This is a genomic window from Clostridium sp. UBA3061 (assembly GCF_002367465.1).
Classification (GTDB): Bacteria; Bacillota; Clostridia; order Clostridiales; family Clostridiaceae; genus Clostridium_J; species Clostridium_J sulfidigenes.
The window spans coordinates 40,601-62,857 of record NZ_DFCF01000005.1; the positions used below are offsets into that span (position 1 = coordinate 40,601).

At 27.9% G+C, this 22,257-nt stretch carries 18 protein-coding genes; 7 read left to right on the top strand and 11 right to left on the bottom strand.

Translation table 11 applies throughout. The features are described 5' to 3' along the window. Nucleotides 1-92 precede the first annotated feature (92 nt). Nucleotides 93-782 (bottom strand): HAD family hydrolase, encoded by a 690-nt coding sequence (locus B2P65_RS03305; RefSeq protein WP_346849119.1) that lies wholly within the window; start codon nucleotides 780-782, stop codon nucleotides 93-95. A 58-nt stretch (nucleotides 783-840) separates the two neighbouring features. Continuing rightward, complete coding sequence (locus tag B2P65_RS03310) at nucleotides 841-1,809, bottom strand: NAD-dependent epimerase/dehydratase family protein (protein ID WP_346879591.1); 969 nt, start codon at nucleotides 1,807-1,809, stop codon at nucleotides 841-843. Nucleotides 1,810-2,233: 424 nt separating this feature from the next. On the opposite strand from B2P65_RS03310, the gene B2P65_RS03315 reads away from it, so the two are divergent. After that, nucleotides 2,234-3,790 (top strand): ABC transporter permease, encoded by a 1,557-nt coding sequence (locus B2P65_RS03315; protein WP_346849121.1) that lies wholly within the window; start codon nucleotides 2,234-2,236, stop codon nucleotides 3,788-3,790. A 14-nt stretch (nucleotides 3,791-3,804) separates the two neighbouring features. Beyond that, a complete protein-coding gene (locus tag B2P65_RS03320) occupies nucleotides 3,805-4,455 on the top strand; it encodes an ABC transporter ATP-binding protein (RefSeq protein ID WP_346879592.1) in 651 nt (216 codons plus the stop codon). A 114-nt stretch (nucleotides 4,456-4,569) separates the two neighbouring features. Here B2P65_RS03320 and B2P65_RS03325 read toward each other — a convergent pair whose 3' ends face one another. The 4 genes from B2P65_RS03325 to B2P65_RS03340 form a co-directional block, all read right to left on the bottom strand. After that, entirely contained in the window at nucleotides 4,570-6,585 is a 2,016-nt protein-coding gene (locus B2P65_RS03325; protein WP_346849156.1) for an ABC transporter permease, read from the bottom strand. Beyond that, nucleotides 6,575-7,342: an ABC transporter ATP-binding protein gene (locus B2P65_RS03330; RefSeq protein WP_346849123.1), complete on the bottom strand. Its 768-nt coding sequence runs from the start codon at nucleotides 7,340-7,342 to the stop codon at nucleotides 6,575-6,577. The genes B2P65_RS03325 and B2P65_RS03330 overlap by 11 nt, the downstream gene beginning before the upstream one ends. Before the next feature lie 275 nt (nucleotides 7,343-7,617). Further along, the gene (locus B2P65_RS03335; RefSeq protein ID WP_346849124.1) at nucleotides 7,618-8,628 is read right to left on the bottom strand and encodes a sensor histidine kinase; all 1,011 of its coding nucleotides are present in this window, start codon (nucleotides 8,626-8,628) and stop codon (nucleotides 7,618-7,620) included. A 139-nt stretch (nucleotides 8,629-8,767) separates the two neighbouring features. Then, nucleotides 8,768-9,442, bottom strand: coding sequence for a response regulator transcription factor (locus B2P65_RS03340; protein ID WP_035135324.1), 675 nt, complete (start codon nucleotides 9,440-9,442; stop codon nucleotides 8,768-8,770). 243 nt (nucleotides 9,443-9,685) lie between these two features. Between B2P65_RS03340 and B2P65_RS03345 the strand changes: the two genes are divergently transcribed. After that, complete coding sequence (locus B2P65_RS03345; protein ID WP_346879593.1) at nucleotides 9,686-11,158, top strand: S41 family peptidase; 1,473 nt, start codon at nucleotides 9,686-9,688, stop codon at nucleotides 11,156-11,158. Nucleotides 11,159-11,205: 47 nt separating this feature from the next. Here B2P65_RS03345 and B2P65_RS03350 read toward each other — a convergent pair whose 3' ends face one another. Beyond that, nucleotides 11,206-12,378, bottom strand: a complete 1,173-nt coding sequence (locus B2P65_RS03350; RefSeq protein WP_346849126.1) for a MalY/PatB family protein — start codon at nucleotides 12,376-12,378, stop codon at nucleotides 11,206-11,208. 232 nt (nucleotides 12,379-12,610) lie between these two features. Between B2P65_RS03350 and B2P65_RS03355 the strand changes: the two genes are divergently transcribed. From B2P65_RS03355 to B2P65_RS03365, 3 genes are all read left to right on the top strand, one after another. Continuing rightward, nucleotides 12,611-13,762 carry a double-cubane-cluster-containing anaerobic reductase gene (locus tag B2P65_RS03355; protein WP_346849127.1) on the top strand — a complete coding sequence of 384 codons (1,152 nt, stop codon included), beginning with the start codon at nucleotides 12,611-12,613 and terminating at the stop codon, nucleotides 13,760-13,762. Nucleotides 13,763-13,941: 179 nt separating this feature from the next. Further along, complete coding sequence (locus B2P65_RS03360) at nucleotides 13,942-16,110, top strand: helix-turn-helix domain-containing protein (protein ID WP_346849128.1); 2,169 nt, start codon at nucleotides 13,942-13,944, stop codon at nucleotides 16,108-16,110. A gap of 345 nt (nucleotides 16,111-16,455) precedes the next feature. Continuing rightward, nucleotides 16,456-17,832 (top strand): MATE family efflux transporter, encoded by a 1,377-nt coding sequence (locus B2P65_RS03365; RefSeq protein ID WP_346879594.1) that lies wholly within the window; start codon nucleotides 16,456-16,458, stop codon nucleotides 17,830-17,832. A 126-nt stretch (nucleotides 17,833-17,958) separates the two neighbouring features. Here B2P65_RS03365 and B2P65_RS03370 read toward each other — a convergent pair whose 3' ends face one another. From B2P65_RS03370 to B2P65_RS03385, 4 genes are all read right to left on the bottom strand, one after another. Beyond that, nucleotides 17,959-18,438: a hypothetical protein gene (locus B2P65_RS03370; protein ID WP_346879595.1), complete on the bottom strand. Its 480-nt coding sequence runs from the start codon at nucleotides 18,436-18,438 to the stop codon at nucleotides 17,959-17,961. 278 nt (nucleotides 18,439-18,716) lie between these two features. Further along, nucleotides 18,717-19,307 carry a hypothetical protein gene (locus tag B2P65_RS03375; protein ID WP_346849131.1) on the bottom strand — a complete coding sequence of 197 codons (591 nt, stop codon included), beginning with the start codon at nucleotides 19,305-19,307 and terminating at the stop codon, nucleotides 18,717-18,719. Nucleotides 19,308-19,477: 170 nt separating this feature from the next. Then, nucleotides 19,478-20,104 (bottom strand): response regulator, encoded by a 627-nt coding sequence (locus B2P65_RS03380; RefSeq protein WP_035135308.1) that lies wholly within the window; start codon nucleotides 20,102-20,104, stop codon nucleotides 19,478-19,480. After that, complete coding sequence (locus tag B2P65_RS03385) at nucleotides 20,101-21,171, bottom strand: sensor histidine kinase (RefSeq protein WP_346849132.1); 1,071 nt, start codon at nucleotides 21,169-21,171, stop codon at nucleotides 20,101-20,103. Before B2P65_RS03385 ends, B2P65_RS03380 begins: the two co-directional genes overlap by 4 nt. Before the next feature lie 153 nt (nucleotides 21,172-21,324). On the opposite strand from B2P65_RS03385, the gene B2P65_RS03390 reads away from it, so the two are divergent. After that, entirely contained in the window at nucleotides 21,325-22,257 is a 933-nt protein-coding gene (locus B2P65_RS03390; protein ID WP_346849133.1) for an ABC transporter ATP-binding protein, read from the top strand.

A 22,257-nucleotide genomic window follows, 5' to 3' on the forward strand; every position in this document is an offset into this window, starting at 1 on the left:
ACAGTATAATAAATAGTTTTTCTAAATCTAATGATTATCTTATCCTGTATGAACTCAATAGCTTATTGCTAACCATTTTCAATATTAATTTTCTATACTATTATTTCTTTCACTCCTAATAAATCCTTTGAGTAATATCTAACATTTTCTTCTGTATTAGATCTTACTAATACTGCTTTAATTCCAACATGTTCTGGACCTGTTACATCAGCTAAAATACTATCTCCAACCATCCATATATCCCTATAATTGCAATGCTTCTTCAAAGCATAATGATATATTTTAGGATTTGGCTTCTCATATCCAACATTAGCAGATGATATACAATCGATTATATACGGTGATAATGCTAATTTCTCTACTATCTTAGGTAATTCAGGAATATGATTTGAGAGTATTACGTTTGAATAACCCTTTTTCATAAAGTACTGTAATACTTCTATTGTATCTTCATATAGTTGAAAACTTTCTCCTGATGCAAGTACTTGTCTAATTTCTTTTGAGTAGATAGCTGCTTTTTCTTCTGAGATATTTAACTTTATATATCCCTTTATTAATATATCTTCAGCATGGTTCCACCAAGCATCACTAGAAGTGAGATTCACATATTCCTTTTCAGGTTGTTGCCAAGGAAATCCCACTAATGAGATTTTCTTAAAATCTTCAATACCTATTTCCGTATATGGTTCATACTTACATAAAACCTTGAATAAAGCTTTACTAAGCATCCACTCATTATGAGCTAATGTACCTTGAAAATCCCAAAATATTAACTTATCCATTTTAATCTCCATATATTACCAAATTCATAGTTATACATCCATATTATAAAACTATGAACTATTTTCCTAATAACTTATAAATTTCTTCTTCCTTTTCTGCTACATGCTTTTTCATCATAACCGTAGATTCATTATGAAGATACCATTGATAGCACTTCTTTAAGCCTTCCTCCATAGAAGTTTCTTCTTTAAATATACTATGGACTTTTTTTACATCCAACACATTGTCATAATTAAAAAATGAAAAGAAGTCTCTCTCATTATACCCCTTCTCCTCATAATAAAAATGATACTTTATTGCCTTTTTACCAGCAGCCTTCTCACATAATTCTATCCATGTATTAAAGGTCACTGCCTCACTATTCCCAACATTATAAATAGATAGATTATCTTGATTTGTCTCTAAAAATCCTTCTACTAAATTGCCTAGGTCCTTAGAGTAGATAAATTGAACTTTAGTCTCTCCATCATTAGGAATTAGAATAGGCCTATCATTGATAATATGATGGAAAATAAAGCCTTCCCTTGCTGCATAATTATTTTCTCCATAAACATAAGGAGGGCGTAGTATTATAAGCTGAACATTACTATAGTTATACTTATCCTCTAAAAACTCTTCACACTCTATTTTGTTTGTTCCATAATCTCCCCAATATTTATTTTTACCTAACATAAATGATTCCTTAAAAGGTATTTTATAATTTTCTACATCATAGACAGCACTTGAACTAATAAAAATATATTTCTCTAACTTTTCATAATTTAAGGCTTCATGAAGAATTTCTAACTGATTTACATTAAGTCCAGACACATCAATTATATAATTAAATTCATGCTCACTAAGACATTTTTTCATTTCATCTAAATCTTCTCTGTCACAAATTATATTAGTAATTCTTTTATCTTCGGTTTTTCTGCTTCCTCTATTTAAGGTGTAAATTTCATAATCTTTCTGAGAACCTAATAAAGCTTCTACAATGGCTTTTCCTATAAAATAGCTTCCTCCAAGAATTAAGACTTTTTTCATTTTCTCCACCTCTACATCTATAAATTTAAAGCTTTTATAAAAACTTTCCAAAAACCGCCTTAACATTTTTTTAAATAAATTTTTTTATTTTCCATTTGTCTATCATAATATTATTTTACAGGATTAATCTGTATAAGTATATAATTAATGTAATATCATTTAAATATAAATAAATTTTATATTAGTTAAAATTTTTACTAGCTAATAATTTTTCAAGAATAGAGTGGAGCTAAAATTGGAATAAATTTTTTAATATTTTCGTTATAATAATGTTTCTATATTCTAATATATAATTAAACTATTAGAGTGTAGAAACTTTATTTATATATTACATTTTTAAGATTATTTTAAGGTAAGTATTTCATAATTAATCTCACAGGTAACCACTTAGAAAATTTAATCTCTGTTAGAAAGGAAGATTATTATGTACATCTTTAAAAATGCCTTAAAAAGTATTACAAGAGCAAAAGTTAGAAATATTTTAATTACAATTATAACAATAATTATTTCTGTTTCCGCTTGTATTGCCCTTAGTATTAGACAAAGTGCAGAAACTTCAAGGGAGGCCTCTCTTGATTCATTGGAAATTACTGCACAAATATCCGTAGACCGACAATCACTAATGAAAAATGCTGAATCCTCTAATGATAAATTAAAAACATTACAAGGTTCACAAAATTTATCATTAGAGGAAATGCAAATTTATGCACAATCTAAATTTGTAAATGATTTTTACTATACTATTACCTCTTCTCTTAACGGCGATATCACTTTATCACCCGTAGATACCTCTACTACAAATGAAGAAGATTCTATTAATTCAAATGGAATGCCAGTGAATAACCCAAATGGTAATAAGGGATTTGGTAAAATGGGGAGTCAGGGAGATTTCACTATTATTGGATACAGTTCCCACGATGCAATGACATCATTTAAGAATGGTACAAAAAAAATTACAGATGGAACTGTGTTTGATTCAGAGACAACGGAACCACAATGCATTGTTAGTGATGAATTAGCCATTCTTAATGAATTGAAGATTGGAGATAGTATCACATTAGTAAATCCAAATAATGAGGAAGAAAATGTAGCAATGACAGTTTGCGGTATATATAACAATAGTGAATCTTCTACCTCTCAACAAGGAAACATGATGGGTTTTAATGCTTCATCTGATCCTGCAAATCAAATTTATGTAAGTTTCAATGCCTTAAACTCAATTGTTGATAAATCTAAATCAAATGCAACAGTTGAGACTGATGAAACATCAGGAATAGAAATCTCTACAGCTTTACGTGGTCAGGAAAGTGGTACATACGTGTTCTCTAATATTGAAAACTATAAGGCTTTTGAAACAGACGTTGTTGCTCTTGGTTTAGATGATACAATCTATACAATTTCATCACAAGATGTTGATTCCTACGAACAAAGCCTAATACCACTAAATAACTTAAGCAATTATTCACTGTATTTTCTTTTAGTTGTTTTAATAATAGGTGCAGCTATACTAATTATTTTCAACCTATTTGCTGCAAGAGAAAGAAAATATGAAATTGGGGTATTAGCTGCTATTGGTATGAATAAAGTAAAAATTGCAACTCAATTTATATCTGAAGCATTTATCATTACATTTATCTCCATAGTAATAAGCATTTGTATTGGTGCTACTATTTCTGTTCCAATCGCAGATAAGTTGTTAGAAAATCAAATTGCTTCTGTAGAAACATCTAACCAAACAACTAAAGAAAACTTCGGTGGTGAATTTCAAGGTAGAATGGACAGTAGTAAAGGTAGCATGTCAAGGCCGTCTAATAGTAAAACAAAAATTAATTATGTTAAAGATATTACAGCAAGTATAGATGTTGTTGTTTTATTCCAACTATTAGGACTAGGTATTTTACTTGCCTTGATATCAAGTGCAACAGCAGTAATATCTATTCTTAGATATGAACCATTAAAAATCTTAAGTAATCGTACTTAAAGGGGGCCGTTATTATGAGTTCTTTTATACTAAAAGATTTATGTTATTCTTATGACAATAAGCAACATGAAATTATAAGTCACATGAATTATGAATTTAAAGATAATAAAGTTTATTCTATTGTAGGAAAATCTGGCGCCGGTAAAACAACCCTTCTCTCCTTATTATCTGGACTTGCCAAGCCAACACAAGGTTCCATTTTATTTGATGGAAAAGATATAAGCAAACTCAATTCTTGTAAATATAGAAGTAATTTTATTGGAGTTGTTTTTCAAAGTTTCAATCTCTTAACTCACTTAACAGCCATTGAAAATGTTATTCTTTCAATAGACATATCAGGTAAAAAAATATCAAATAAAAAAGAAAAAGCCTTAGAACTATTAAATAGTGTAGGATTGGATGAAACTACAGCTAATCGTAGAATATTAAAGTTATCCGGTGGTGAACAACAACGTGTTGCTATTGCACGAGCATTATCCTATGATCCTGCAGTAATCTTAGCAGATGAACCAACTGGAAATCTTGATGTTGAAACAGAAAATAGTATTATAAAAATATTTCAAAAATTGGCACATGATCATGGTAAATGCATAATTTTAGTTACCCATTCTCCAGAAGTTGCTAATATGTGTGATGTGGTTTATAAACTCTCATCTAAAAATTGATAGTAGTTATGTAATATAACCTTATATGTAAATATAAAGGTAGCCATTAAGGCTACCTTTACTACTAAAAAATATATTCATTTCATTCCCTGGAGTAACTAACACTTAGCCAAATCATAGATTTGGAGTGTTAGTTACATTCTTATAGCCTATATAGGTGGCGTAGAAATAGCCTCCATATATAGCTATTATCAGTAGTGCTGTTATAGTGGCTGAAGCCCCTATCTCTGCATTGCCGTAAAGAGATATAAATTCATTAGCTACACTAATTCCAACTATGGAGTGAATTATAGCTAATACTAATGGCATTGCAAAGTATATTAAAGTTTGAATAAATATAGTTTTATTTATCATCTTTCTTGAAGCTCCAATCCTTCTTAGAGCTTTATATCTATCAATGCTCTCACTAGCTTCTGATAATTGTTGAAGAGCAAGGACTGCTGCACTAGATATTAAAAATACAATCCCTATATATATACCTATATATAAAATTGTTGTAGTAGCTCCTTTTGTCATACTGTATATGCCAGTCTTAGTATCACCTAATATTATAAAGTCTTTACCCGAAGCATTTTCATCTCTGCTATTTTTGAATATTTCTCCTATTTCTGATTCTCGTTTTTCTCTATCTTCACCTACAAAGTTACAATTTAATATAGAGTCATAGGGCTTAAGGTTTTCTAAAGCTTTATCTGGAAGTATTACTGTAAAGAAATTATTAGCAAAGCCTGTGCTTTCATAAGCTTCTGTAATAAGCTCTTGATTTTTTATATTATAGTTTATATTATTTATTTTAATTACTGTGTTTTCCTTCATATAGCTTTTAACTAAAGGCACTAATTTACTAAAGTTAGAGGTTATTAATACTTCATCTTCTTTTAAGTCTATAGGACTTTGTCCATTTAACTCTCTTAGTTTATTATAATCACTTATCTTTAGAGCTGACATGTCATTATAACCTTTATCTAGAAATTTATCTTCTTTGCCATCTCCATATCCCTTTAATAAATCACCATAACTTTCTTCTAGTCTATACTCTTGTAATACTACATACTTTTCTTTATCTGTGAAATTGAACCCCAATTCTTTAATGGCCTGTTCTATAGTTTTGTTTTCCGAGCCTTCAAAATTTATAATTCTAGCTGAGACATCAAAAGGTACTGTATCCTTAAGACTACTTTCTAAAGAATTTTTAAAACTCAATCCCGTAGATAATATAGAAATAGTTATAAAGAGCATTAAACATATAACTGTTATAGATACAAAATTTGTGTTAATTTTACTACTTATCTGTCTAGTAACAAATATATTTAGTTTTTTAAGGTATATATTTTTACTATTCTTGATTACATACAATATAAATCCAGCTAATCCATAATAAAATAATATAGTTCCTAGAATCCCCAGTATTATCGAAATAGTAAATCTAGAATCAGTTATGTCTAATCCCACTTCTATTATAAACTTATAAGCAGTTATAAGTATTCCTACTCCTAAAATAAAAATAATAATTGATACTATAGGATTTTTAATCTTTATATTTTCACTTTTCTTATTAGCATTTATCATATCTATAAGTTTGTATTTTGAAATTACAAAGGTATTAAATATCATTATAAGTAAAAACATTATTCCAAAATAAGCTATAGTCTTTACAGCAGCATTTTGTGAAAATACAAATTTGTATTCACTCATGCCTACCTGAAATAACTTCGCTGTAAAAAGAGATAATCCTTGTGATAAAACTATACCAAAGATTAACCCTGCTACTAAAGACATAAGGCCTATGAAAAAAGATTCAGACACTAAAATACTTGAGATTTTTCTTTTACTCATACCCAATGTCATATATACACCAAGTTCTTTTTTTCTTCGTTTTATCATAAAGTTATTTGCATAAACAATGAGTCCACCCAAAATTACTGACACAAATACAGATACCCAAGAAATAACTGTAGTTAACATATCTATAAAACTAGCTTCCTTCTTACTTATTTCAAACATTGCCTTTTGTGATTCTATAGAGTTAAAGCTATAAAATATACAAACGGCAAAGGTTAAAGTTAAAAAATATATGGTATAGTCTTTAAAACTTTTCTTTACATTATTTAATGCAATTTTAGAATACATCTCCACTGTCACCTCCAAGTAATGTCACTACCTCAATAATTCTATTAAAGAATTCTTTTCTACTATCATTTCCTCTAATTAGTTCATTAAATACTTTTCCATCTTTTATAAATAAAATCCTATGAGCATAACTAGCTGTAAACGCATCATGTGTGACCATGAGTATAGTAGCTTCTAGTTCTTCATTTAATTTCTCAAAGGAGTCTAGTAATAATCTAGAAGACTTAGAATCTAATGCTCCTGTTGGTTCATCAGCTAAAATTAGTGATGGATTAGTAACGATAGCTCTAGCTGAAGCAACTCTTTGTTTTTGACCACCAGACATTTCATAAGGATATTTATTTATAATTTCACTTATACCTAATTTGTTTGCTACTGCTTTAATTCTTCCATCTATACTTTTAGGTTTTACATCTTGTATAGTAAGTGCCAATGCAATATTTTCATAAGCAGTTAATGTATCTAAAAGATTAAAATCTTGAAATATAAATCCAAGCTCATCTCTTCTAAACTTTTCAATATCATTATTCTTAAGACTAGTTATATCTTTATTATTTATAATTATATTTCCTGTAGTCACTGTGTCAATGGTAGATATACAATTTAAAAGTGTAGTTTTACCACTTCCAGAAGGTCCCATTATTCCAAGGAACTCCCCCTTCTCTACCTCAAAACTTATATTATCAATAGCCTTAGTCACATTTCCCTTTCCACCATAATATTTTTCTATATTTACAACCTTTAAGACATTTTCCATAATTCATCCTCCTAAAATACATTTTAAGTTTTTCCTTAACTTTATGAGCTTATTATATATTTTTCTAAAAATATGTTGTATTTAATTTCATGTCATTAATCTTTCATTTTCGTAAGATAATAATGAAAGTCTAGAAGTTCATCTATAAAATTAGGAGTAGCCCTGTTTTTTAGACTATTGAAGTCCTAGGTATAAGTATAATATAATCAAATATTTACCACAAAAAAACTGATTGAGATTAATTTTTATCCAATCAGTTTTTATTTTAGCTATTATTAGAAACTAGTAAATCTTCCTAGGGGAAAATTTATATACACCTTAGTTCCATATTCTAACTTTGACTCAATACTTATCCCCAATCCAAGTCTATTACAAAGTTTTTTACACAGATATAATCCCATTCCTGTGGATTTACCAAACTTTCTTCCATTATCCCCAGTAAAACCTTTTTCAAAAACCCTAAAAATGTCTCTTTCTGAAATTCCAACACCATTATCTTCTATAGTTAAAGTTATTTTATTTTCTGTAGAAGTTGAATATATTTTTATTATCCCATTTGATTCCTTAGAGTACTTTATGGCGTTTCCTAAAACTTGATTTAAAATAAATTCCACCCATTTTATATCACTGAAAATTTTACCTCCCATATCTCCTATCTCTAAGGATATTTTTTTATTTATGAAATCTCTAGAATTCTTTCTTAAAATCTCCATAACAGCTTCTTCTAAATTAAATTCTCTTATAATATAGTCCTTACTTACATCGTTGCTCTTTGAGTAATAAAGGACTTGTTCTATAAAATCTTCTACCTTCTTCAATTCATGTCCAATTTTATTTGTTACCGTACTTTCGTTATTATCTATAATAAGTCTAGCAGAAGCAATAGGCGTCTTTACTTCATGAACCCACATTTCTATGTATTCTCTATATTCTTTTTGGGTACATTCATACTTTTTTACATTTTCATGCATATTTTTATTACATTCCTTAAGAACTTGATAAACTATTTCACCTTCTAAAAAATCTGGCTTTTCCATAACCTCTGGAAGCAAATACTTTTTATCCAAGCTATCTATAGTTCCTGTAATATTGTCTAGAAATTTCTTATGTTTAATAACTTCAAGGGTTAAATATGTACTTAATGGAGTAAACCATAATATGAAAGATAAAAATATTAGTCCACTCCCTACATTTAAAAATATTAAAATAGATACAAAAATCATAAATAGGACTCCATTAATTATTAAAAAGCCAATTCTTGATTTAAGATAATCCCTAACTTTCATTTTATCTATTCCTCTCTACTATTTATAGTAGAAAACTCCTTCAAACCCGCATAAACAGAACAACTATTTAAATAGTTTTATTTTTCCATATTTAAATAGTTTTATGTATAAATAGTTCTCTACATAAATATTTATATATTTATGGCATTATATATCCAAGTCCCCTTCTTGTTTCTATAACATCTTTAATTCCAATTTCCTCTAATTTTTTTCTAAGTCTTGTCACATTAACTGACAAAGTGTTATCATCTACAAACAAATTAGACTTCCATAGATAATCCATTAGATCCTCCCTAGATACAATGTTTCCTTTATTCTTTATAAGGTAATAAAGAACTTTTAATTCATTTTTAGTGATTTCTAAAGCATTATCTCCACAGTTTATGGTCCCATTAGATAGATTTAACTTTAAATCATTATATACTAATATTTCTTGATTCCCTTCATTCCCTTGATTTACCCTCTTTAGCACTGAATTTATCCTTGCTAAAAGTATTTGTGTATTATAAGGCTTAGTTATAAAGTCATCTGCTCCTAGATTCATACTCATTAGCTCATCCATATCACTATCTCTACTTGTAACCACAATTATAGGTACTTGAGAAGTTTTCCTCACTTCTCTACAAATGTAGAATCCATCAAATACAGGTAAGTTTATATCTAAGAGTATGAGATTGGGCTCTTCTTTTTCAATAATAGATATTATATTTTCAAAATTAGTAGGGGCTATTACCTCATATCCATATCTATTTAAAAATGTTGCAAGCTCCTGCCTAATAGTTTCTGTATCCTCTATTATAATAATCTTTGCCACTTTATCACTCCCAATTTTTTTATACTATATATTAACATTAATGTAAAGTTAACATTTATCTATACTAAAACTAGTTGAAATACTTTTCCAATTCTTATTAATAACATTATAACCAAAACATAGTGTAACTAAAAGGCAGTCAATTATTAATTTGTTTTATTTTTATTCATAAAGTCTTTATTTTTTTACATTTTATGGTATAATAACCTTATTTAATAGAATTATAGGGAGGTGGATTTTAATTTGAAAAAAACTTTTAAAATTCTTTTTATTATAATTTTAGGTTTAATTTTAATTTATTTACCTTATTATAAAAAAGATATTTCCTTTGAAAAAGCTTTAGAAAAGATAAATCATAAAAATTTAAATATTCCCATATCTAAATTAAATATTAGAGAGTTTATATCCGAAATTCCAAATGAAGATATACTAACTGCTAAAGAGCACGCTCTACTATTTTCAACACCTCACGTAATATCTCCTACTGCTATAACCAGAAAAGAAGCTATTTATGATGTAGAACTATATTTTAAGGCTTTAAAATCTAGCTACGCACCATATAATTATTATGGTAGTGATAAATTATTTTTACAGGCTAAGGAATCAGTTTTAAGTTTTATTGGTGATAATGATGTAATTAATGTAGCTGAACTAACAAAAACCTTAAAAGATAATCTTGCTTTTATTCCTGATAGACATTTTTATATAGGTACCAATGGCTTTGACTTAGAAAATACCTCTAGATATTATACAAATTCAACTCTAGGAATTTTCAAAAACAGAATAGGCTATTATGTAGAATATGGAGGTGTTCTTTACTACATTAAATCTATAAATAAAGATGAAAACATCGAAAATTATTTATATCTTTCAATAAATACTGAAGGTAAGCTATTATACAATTTAGGTGTTTTAGCAAAATATTCTGGACAAGCTTCAAGGAACTTAAATGTTGTTTTTTATAGAGGTGAATCAGAATATACTAAAGATATTGAACTGAAATTATCAAATACTTTTTCAGATGAGTCTATTTCACCTTTAGACTACACAACTATAGATGATGTTCCTATAATATCTTCCAGAGAAGTTCCCTACAATATAGGTTTAGAACGAATAGATTTCATTAATACTGCTTCTAAAGTAAAGGATTCTCCTGTAAGTATATTAGATTTACGTGGTAATAATGGTGGTGATATATTGACCGCTTTAAACTGGATAAATGAATATTTTGGAGTTTCATCTCAAGGGAAGGGTCTTTTTCTACTTCTTTATGGAAGATCTAAGGATGCCCCCTCCTACTACGATTTTAACACCTTTCATAAGGACCTAAAAACTTTACAACTTGAAAAAATTCATGCTTATTATTATGAACATATACCTAAATCTAAAAAAGAGCTTAATAAAAATTTAAATACTATCTTTGTTCTTACAGATAAAAAAACCTCCTCAGCTGCTGAATTCTTTGTAGAGCATCTAAAGGATTTTGAAAATATTGTAGTAGTTGGTACTAATACTCATGGTACTCTTGAAAGTTCTAATGTAGAACTGGGTTACCTTCCAAATTCCCATATTGAATTTTCCTATGGAAACTGGTTAAGGCTATATGATGAAAAGTTCTTTAAGGAAGGTGAAGGTATCAAACCTGATATATGGGTAAATGGAGAAGATGCTTTAGAACTAACTCTAAAACTTATTGAAAATTACAATTTAAAGTAACTATTTAAGAGGTTGCCTGATTTTTTAGGCAACCTCTTATTATAAACCTATAATTTATTTACTTCTCTTTCTATTCTTTCTAAAGCTTCTTGAAGAACAACTCTACTAGTTCCTATATTCATTCTTTGGAACATAGCTCCATCATGTCCAAACATGCTACCATCATTTAACCATACTTTACACTTTTTAAGGAAGAATTTACTTAATTCTTCTGGCTTCATATTTAATCCTGAGCAATCAAGCCACAATAAATAGGTTCCTTCTGGTTTTCTAATCTTAATTTTAGGAATTCTTTTATCAAAGAATTCTAAAGTAAAGCCTATATTTCCTGCTAAATATTCCATAAGACCTTGATACCATTCTTCTCCACTAGTATACGCTGCTTCTTGTGCTACTGCACCTAAAGTAGTTGCTCCTTCTATACAGTCTTTTTCCATTTGCAATATATATTGATTTCTTAATTTTTCATTTTTCATAATTATATTTGCAGTTTTAAACCCTGCAATATTAAAGGTTTTATTTGGTGCTGTGCATATTATAGAATTATCAGCAAATTCTTCATTGATAGATGCAAATACTGTATGTATATTAGGTTTATAAACTATATCTGCATGAATTTCATCTACTACCACTAGTACATTATTCTTTATACATATTTCTCCAACCATTTTTAATTCTTCTACAGTCCATACTCTTCCTACTGGATTATGAGGACTACAAAGAATTATCATCTTAGTTTTTTTAGTAATTATCTTTTCTAAGTTATCAAAGTCCATTTCATATCTACCATCTTTACAAGTTAAGGGATTTTCTACAACCTGACACCCATTATTTTTTATAATACTATAAAAAGGATGATATACCGGCGTTTGAATTATAATTTCATCTCCTGGTTTTGTGTAAGCAGCAACTATAGTTTTTAGACCTGGTACAACTCCCGGAGCAAACTTCATCCATCCCTTTTCAACTTTCCATTGAAATCTTTTATCAAACCAATTTATAGCAGCTTTATAGTATGATGGTGGTGTAAGGGAATATCCAAAAATAGGATGTTCTAACCTTTTTCTTATAGCATCTCCTATTTCTTCTGGCACTTTAAAATCCATATCTGCTACCCATAGAGGTATAATTTCACTATCATTATATGTTCTATTTATTAAGTCCCACTTTAAACAGTTACTACCTATCCTGTCCACTTTTTCATCAAAACTGTATTTCATTTTCCCTACCTCCTATAAAATCCTAATAAATTAATAATAATTTTTACTACTTAAACTACTATATACAATATAATTTTATCACTATTTTTATCAATGTAGTATTATAACATTCTATAGATAGATATAAATGTATAAAATAACACTATAATTCATAATATTACATAATTTCTATGTATAATCTTATTAGATAGATTATTTTTAAATAACCACGTAAAATGATAGGAGAATTAAAATGAAAATAAGAAAAGAACTACCTGAAATATTTGAAGACTTTGCAGAGGCTAGGAGAAACTCCTTTATTGCAGCAAAAAAACTTAAAGATGAAAATATACCTTTAGTAGGAGTATTTTGTACTTATATGCCACAGGAATTACCTCTTGCCATGGGTGCAAGTGTTGTATCTCTTTGTTCTATGTCTGATGAGACAATTGCAGAAGCTGAAAAAGAATTACCGCGTAATCTATGTCCACTTATCAAATCAAGTTATGGATTTGCAAAAACAGATAAATGTCCATTCTTTTACTTTTCTGATTTAGTTGTAGGTGAAACTACTTGTGATGGAAAGAAAAAAATGTATGAATATTTAAGTGAGTTTAAGCCTGTTCATGTTATGGAACTACCAAACTCTCAAAGTGAAGAAGGTTTAAAGCTTTGGAAGAAAGAAGTAATAAAATTTAAAGAAGTTTTAGAAAAACAATTTGAAACTAATATAAGTGATGAAAATATTAAAAAAGCTATTAAATTAAAAAATGAAGAAAGAAAAGCTCTTAAAGCCTTCTACGGTCTTGGAAAACTTGATCCCCCAGCGATATTAGGACAAGATATGTTTAAAGTTCTTTATGGTACTACATTTAAATTTGATAAAGCAGAGGTACCAAAAGAAATATATGCCCTAATTGAGAAAATTAAGGGTGAATATGAAGTAGAAAAAAAATATGAAAAGAAACCTCGTATTCTTATAACTGGATGTCCTATTGGTGGAGCTACAGAAAAAGTTATAAAAGCAATAGAAGATAATGGAGCTCATGTCGTGGCTTTTGAAAACTGTACTGGTGCTAAAGCTATCGATGAATTAGTAGATGAAAATAATCCTGATATCTATGATGCTATTGCTCGTAAATATTTAAATATTGGATGTTCTTGTATGACACCTAATCCTAACCGTACAGAGCTACTTAATAGAATGATAGATGAATATAAAGTTGATGCAGTGGTGGATGTAGTACTTCAAGCTTGTCATACTTATAGCGTAGAAACATTGCAAATTAAAAGATTTGTTAATAACACTAAAAAAATACCTTACATCAGTATAGAAACAGATTATTCTACTGCTGACATTGGACAACTTAACACTAGAATGGCAGCTTTTATAGAAATGTTATAGAGCCTTAAAATATTGCTTAGGTAAAAATTAGCTATGCAAGTTCATAATAAATCCAAAAACCTCAAGAAAAATAGTTTCTTGAGGTTTTCCCCTTTCTCACTTTTATTCCCCTAGCATGTTTTTTCTAATTAATGCTATAATACTATTAATACTAAAGAAACTGGCAAGGAGAGTTTATAATGCATAGACAATATATTAATTATTCTGCAAATATGCCTGTATCTATTTCTTTTAATACCATTAAAAATTATCCAATCCATTGGCATTATTGCATCGAAATTCTTTATGTTATAAAAGGCACAATCAATCTATATATAAATACTGAAAAATATGTAATAAGTGAAAATCAAATTGAAATTATAAATATAGATGAAGTTCATAGCATTGAAAGTGATGATCCTGACAATAAAGTACTCATATTTCAAATAGATCCATACTTTTTTCAAAAGTACTATAACGATATTGAGAATATGTTTTTTTATACAAACTCTTCTAGTAAGGCTTCACAATTAGGTGAAGAGTATGAAGATTTAAGAGTATTTCTTTGTCAAGTGCTTTGTGAAACAGTACAAAAACAAGATAATTATGATGAAGAAATCGAAGATATCCTTGTAAAACTCCTTTATCATCTAATAAATAACTTTAACTATTTAATTCATGAAAAACAAGAACTTAAAGAAAATAAAGATCAACTTCAAAGATATCATAGTATATCTAAATATATTTATAATAATTATCAAAATAATATAACCCTTAAAGATATATCTAGTAACGAATATCTAAGCACCCATTATTTATCAAGAGAAATAAAATATGCTACAGGATATTCCTTTACTGATTTTCTAAATCTTATTAGAGTTGAAGAATCTATAAAATTAATTTTGGATACAGATATGACACTATCTGAAATTTCTGAGGAAATTGGCTTTTCTCATACTAGATACTTTAATAAGCACTTTAAACTTCACTATAAGCTTACGCCTTTACAATTCAGAAAAAAATATAAATCTACTCCTGAAGTCCTAGAAAAGTTGACTAAATATATAACTCATCCTTTAGAAGAAAGTCTAGATGAAGTAATATATTATCTGGAGGACTACGACAGGTTTAATTATGAGGATAAAATTCATCAGTTAAATATTAATATGGAAAATTGTATAGGTGAATTTGATAAGAATTTTAATAGAATTATAACCATCGGTGATGCCTTTGACCTTTTAATTGAAGATAATAAAGATACACTAGAAGAACTTCAAAGGGAAATGGATTTTGAATATGGACGGATCCTAAATTTATTTAGTACTGATATGGCTATTTTCCCTGGCTCTAAATTTCATAACTGGAATAGAGCAAAGGATGTACTAGAGTTTATAGAATTTTTAGATATAGTGCCTATAATTGTTTTAGATATGAATAGCACCTATGAAGAACATATAAATGACATTAACGATGAAAGCTATGAAGTTGCCTCTAAAAATATATTATCCCTTAAAAATTCTATAGATATACATGAAGATTTTAAAAATATTCTTCTATCCTTCATGGAATATTTCAGTGCAATAGAAACTCTTAATTACAAAAATTTTAGATTTGAATTTTCCTCTACCTTTCCTGAAAATTTGAGGATTTCAATTGAAGAAATATTAATTTACAATAAATTAGATTTTGAAGAAGAACCTTTTATGATAAATAATGAAGTAAATAATATATATGATACAGCCTATATGATTCCATTTATTATTGATAATGTAGTAAATCATAAGGGAGATTTAAGCTTTATAAGGGCCTTTGACGTCCTTGATAAGCAAGTAAATATAACCAATGAACTATTCTTTGGTTATCCTGGTCTTATAAATGATAAGGGAATAAAAAAACCTGCCTTTTATGCCTATTCACTTTTAAATAAATTAGGTAATACATTAGTAGCTAAAGGTGATGGATATGTAGTTACTAAAACTAACAATCAATATGAGATTTTACTTTATACTTATCATGATAAAATCAATGATTTAATTTCTATGGCAAGTTTTTCAAAGCTTAGAGGTATAAAAAATGCGACTTCGAAAAAACTTTCTCTTAATATAACTAATATTCACTCAGATATTAATGTAACTACCTATGAAATAAATGAAAAGATTGGTTCATCCTATAACTATTGGATTGATATGGGGAGACCAACTAGACTTAACAAAGATGAAAATGGTATTCTTCATAAAGCTTCTTATCCTAATATTAGATTTAAATACTTTAAGAAGAGTACAGTTATAAATATTTTAGTTACCCTAAAAACCTATGGAGCTACATTAGTTATAATCAATGAAGTTCAGAAGCCTATTAAGATTAATTAATTTTACCTCAATTTATATGAATATATATATACTTTCAGTTAAAATATATTATGTTATGTATAAAATATATTGATTTTAAGTACAAAAGCATCCTAATTAAGGTGCTTTTGTGCTTTTTCCTATTTTAAACCAATAACTATTTGGGCAGAATAGTACTTTTTGATGGACACTTAAGTGAATGTTTATTTAATTGTTTTCAACTATAATATTAATATAAGATAAAATATTTTAATAATAAATTAAACATGAAGACAAAACATATTTTTCTATAAAAATAAAGAGAACTTTTTATAAAATAAACTCAAGAAGAATATGCAGAATTTTCAAATAAATGAGGTGAGACTAATGGGAATTAACCCTAAAATATTTTCGGATGGAAGAACATACAGAGTATTATTAAAATTTGCCATACCTGCAATTTTTTCTTTACTAGTAGCAGAACTCTATAACATGGTAGACACAGTTTTTGTTGGTAGATATATTGGTCCTAATGCTATCGGTGCCTTAACAGTTGCATTTCCAATTCAACGTTTTCTTATAGCAATCGCTTTCTTAATTGGTGTAGGAGCTTCAACCTACGTTTCAAGATATTCCGGTGAAAAACAACCTGAAAAGATTAAATCCACAATAATTAATTCAATATCTATTACAATAGGATCTTTAACAATAATCCCTCTACTTTTATTCTTATTTAGAGGTGGATTATTATATAAACTTGGTGCAAGTGACGTTACTTTTGGGCTAACTAATGATTATATATCTATAATTTTTATAGGAGCAATATTTCAAGGATTAACTATAGTATGCTCTCAAGTAATGACAGCCTTAGGAAACTCTAAAATAGGACTTTATGCTAACAGTATCGGTGCACTTCTAAATATTGTAGTTGACTACATATTAGTAGCTCATTTAAATATAGGTATAGCTGGTGCAGCTATTGCTACTGTAGTTTCTCAATTTGTAGGCTTAATTTTTGTTCTATACAAGTTTAAAGATGTAACTAAACACTTTAAAATTAAACTTTCAATAAATAATATTCTACCAAATATAGATATTACATTAATTAAAGGATTAATTGCTGTGGGATTTTCAACCTTTGTTATTGAAATATCAGATGCAATAGTTTCTGTAGTTTTAAATAACTTATTAATTTCTAGAGGTGGTAACGAAGCTATAATAATAGTAGGTGTTATTACTAAAATATCTATGTTTATGTTTATTGCAATAATTGGTATAAGTTCTGCTATGCAGCCAATTGTAGCCTTTAACTTTGGTGCAAGAAACTTTGATAGAGTTAAAAATACAGTTAAAGCATCTATAAAAACTGTAACAATAATCTCTTTAATATTTGGAGTATTTATTATGTATTTTGCTCCAAAAATGATAGGTTTGTTTTTAACTGATGCAAAGTTATTACCTGAGGCTGTTAAGGCCCTTAGAATATGTATATTCCTGCTTCCTTTAGTTGGTTTATATTATATAGGTATATACTACTATCAAGCAATTGATGAAGCTAAAAAAGGATTTAGATTATCTTTATTTAGACAGTTAATAGTATTCATTCCTTTAGCTATAGTTTTTGTAAATATTTTTGGTACCATAGGTGCATGGATAGCATATCCTGCTTCAGATTTAATTTCTGCAGTAACATCTTTCTATTTATTAAATAGTACTTGGAAAAAGGATCAAAAAGAAAAGACTACTAAAACCGTAATAGCTTAATAAAAAAAATTACTCCTTAGAAAGTTATATTCTAAGGAGTTTTTACATAATAATTATAAGTTAGGTACTAGGATGACAATCTTAGCTCCTATTATTTTATTAAAGTTACCTAATAATATTTCAAAACTATAATTCGCAAGAATTCACATAGTTTCCAGTAACATCAAAGCCTATATATTGTCCAGAGCACAAAGGTTCTTTAATAGCTAATTTAAAATAAACTATATCTTCTCCACAATTGTCGCATCCAGTAAATTTTGCAATTTTGCAATCTTCTGCGATAGGTACTCTAACCCATTTATGAGGCCAAACCCAAACCCACTTATATAATACTACAGCAACTAAATATTCTTTTCCTCTACAAATATTCTTAACTTTAATAGAAAATTTAACTATTCTGCATTTAGTTTCAGCATCTATTATTTTTACTTGTCCAAAATCTTGTGGGCATTCGCAAGGATTTAACATTTTATCTGTCCCATATTTAGGAGGTGTGCCTTGTGGCCCTGGATCTTTACTCTGTTCTTGAATTAGATTTGTCTCTAGTTCTATGGAATCAGAATTTTCATTTGTCACATATTTTAATTCATTTTCAATTGTATCCATATATTACACCTCATACACTAATATATTTTGTTTTAATTACAGTACTTCCTTCGATTATATATTTAATGTCATCTGTAATTTTCGAATAATTTTTTATCCTTGATTTTATTCTATTAGTATATTATATGTATATAGAATTTCAATGCTACTCTATTCTTATATAAATAGCATTTTAATATCATTAAACTAAAAAACTATCTCAAAATAAGCTAAACCTTAATGTAAAGTTTAGTAATTCATTTTGAGACAGTCCCTTTTTATTACCAATCTAATATATATTATTTATTAGTACCATTAGTAGTAGAATATACACCTCTATTTAAAGCATCATGTATAGCTGATGTTACCTTACCTACTTCAACTTTTTGATCCATATCCTTAACTATAGAAGAAGGGTTATATAAATCATTAAGACTTTGTCTTATATCTTTATCCTTTAAATAGTTTATCAAAGCTTCGTAATGATTTTTCACATTCTTGAAATTACTATCTTTTAAATAATTATCATCATTATTAGATAATGCTATAAATTTAATATCCTTAATTTGATTATTAGCTAAAGTAAATTCAACTGTTAATTCATCCTCATCTATATATGAACCACGATATATACCGTTAGAATAATTATTGTTAGTTAAGTCCATACCAAAGAGTGTATTATTATTACTATTCGTATCATTTATACCTAAAACTCCACTCTCTTTAATTCCGTTATTATTAGTTGCATTATTAGCTATTCCATTTTTAGTTTGATTCTGAGCAATTTCACCACCAGTATTTTTATTATTTCTTGCAGTGCCATTATTAGTACATCCTACAAGTCCTGTGGTTAATGCTATTGTTGCAATTAAAAGCGCTATTTTTTTCATAATAAACCTCCTATGCATATTTTTATAATTATAGTATAAGCATATACACAGTTATTATTCTTTTATTGCTTTTCCTATTATATCCTTTCTTTCTACAATATATAAGGATAATTAAATTTTTTAATTTCTAATAAATTAAAGTTATATTTATTTTTAAATATAGAATTTTTTCACTTTATATTGTTAAAATAAAATATTGCAAGTTGTGTTCTATCTCTAAGATTTAATTTTTCTAAAATACTACTTATATAGTTTCTTATTGTACCTTCACTCAAAAATAATTTTGCTGATATTTCTTTATTTGAAAGTCCTTTAGAAACTAAAGTGATTATTTCAATGTCTCTATCAATTAAATCATACTTTGATATATCTTTTTTATTTTCAGTACTATTTAACATGGTAGGAATTTTAGATATAATTTCTTGTCCAAAAACACTTTGTCCAAGTTCTACTGCCTTTAAGGCAGGTACTATGCTTTCAAAATGTTGTTTTAAAATATATCCCTTAGCACCAACTTTTAATGCAGTTATAATATATTCATCATCCTCAAAAGTGGTTAAAAATAATATTCTCCCCTCATTATGAGATTTTAAAATCTTCTGTGCAGCCTCTAGCCCTGACATTCCCCCCATACGAATATCCATAAGTAATATATCTGGAGTATACTTATTATACAGCTCTATAGCTTCTTCACCACTATATCCAAGAGATATAACTTTTATATCACTTGATGTCTCTATGATTGTCTTTAATGATGCTGCTATAAGCTTATCATCATCTATAATAATTATTCTCATAGTTTCCCCTCCTTCATAATAGAAATAAATATTTTAAACCCTTTTGAATTATCAAAATTCACAATACCATTTAGGCTATTTACTCTCTTTTCAATGCTTTGTAATCCCATTCCACCATCCATACTTACCTTCTTTTTACTTCCATCATCTAAAATAATTACTTGATATAATTTTGGATGTTCATATAAACTTACAGTTACTGTGGTTGCATTTGAATGTTTTATTATATTAGATAGTGCCTCTTTTACAATAGCAATAATAGCATATTTAATCTTAACATCTGGATTAGAAGAAAACTCATAATTTAAAGTAGCCTTACAAAACTTAAATTCATTTATAAGCTTTGAAAGTTGTACATATAAGTCAATAGAATCTTCATGTAAATTATGAACACTACTTCTAATAGAATCCATACCTTGGTCCAAGGTAGATTTAATGTCCTCTAGAAGCCTTTTTGTTTGTTCCTCTTTAGTAACTACCATAATAGCACCAATTTGCAATATAGAGCTAGTTAAAAGGTGTCCTACATTATCGTGAATTTCTCTTGAAATACGATTTCTCTCCTTTAATGTTGCAAAATTGACTTCAAAATCTTGTTTATATTGTAATTCCTTTACTTTCTCTTCTAATACTATAGATATCTCAGTTAAATCATCTCTTTGTTTTATAAATTTATCATGCAATTTTTCATATTTCACAGTATTAAACTTTAAGGTTGCTGACGTAATAAGAAGTCCAAGAATCATTATACTAATAATATGTGAGTATTTATGTATATTCATAAGGTACGGAATTAAAGTTAAGATGCATATATATTTATACTTTGAAAAAATAGTATCATAAAATATTATAGGAATGCCCATAAGAAATTCAGGATATAAAATGCAAAGGATACTATATATTATTAATACTATTACATTTAATTTATCCTGGCTAAAATATTCTAGAAAACAAGTTATTGCCACTGTAACTAAAATGGGTAAGATTAATTTTTCTATACTATAATTTTCTATAAGTAATAATGCCGAACCTATAATCAAAATAATTTTATTTAATATATTATTCATCTATACTCCCTCACTTTATATATCTATAATACCATATACAAATTTCTTAATGTGACAAATGTAATGTAATATTAATGACAAATAGCACTTACCTACAAAGAGATTCTCTAATAAACTATAAGTATAAACTAAATAAAGTAAGGAGTATTAACTATGATTGTAAAAATAGAAAACCTGGTAAAAAGATATGGTGAACTAATTGCTTTAGATCACTTAAATTTGGACATTAAAAAAGGTGAAATATTTGGTCTTTTAGGTCCAAATGGTTCTGGTAAAACTACTACTATAAACTGTATGCTATCTCTACTTAAATATGATAAAGGGACTATTGAAATCCTAGGAGAGGAAATGACTCCAACAACTTATAAAGTAAAAAAAGATATTGGAATCGTCATGCAGAATGTAGCCGTCTTTGATGAATTAACAGTGTATGAAAACATTGATTATTTCTGTGGATTATATGTAACCAATAAGAAGGAACGAAAAGTACTTGTGGAGAGGGCTATTGATTTTGTTGGTCTTTCAGATTACAAAAAATTTATTCCTAAAAAGTTAAGTGGAGGACTTCTTAGACGATTAAACATTGCTTGTGGTATAGCTCATAATCCAAAACTAATCATTTTAGACGAGCCAACGGTAGCTGTTGACCCTCAAAGTAGAAATCACATTTTAGAGGGAATAAAAAAATTAAATGCTGAAGGAGCCACAATTATATATACCTCGCACTACATGGAAGAAATTGAACAGCTTTGTACTTCAATCGCTATTATGGACAAGGGAAAAGTCATTGCTAAGGGCACAAAGGAAGAACTAAAGTCAATTATTGATTTAGGTGAGAAAATAACTATTGAGGCCTTTAATTTAAATGAAAATCATATAAAAAATATAAATATTCTCCCTAATGTTATATCAGTAGACTATAAAAATAATTTACTAAATATTAGAACAAAAAGTGGACATAGTTCTCTTGGTGACATTGTTAGTTATATTGGAGATAATAAAATAAGTTATGGGAAAATTTACTCAGAGCAACCTACCTTAAATGATGTATTCTTGGAAATTACAGGTAAAGAGCTTAGAGATTAA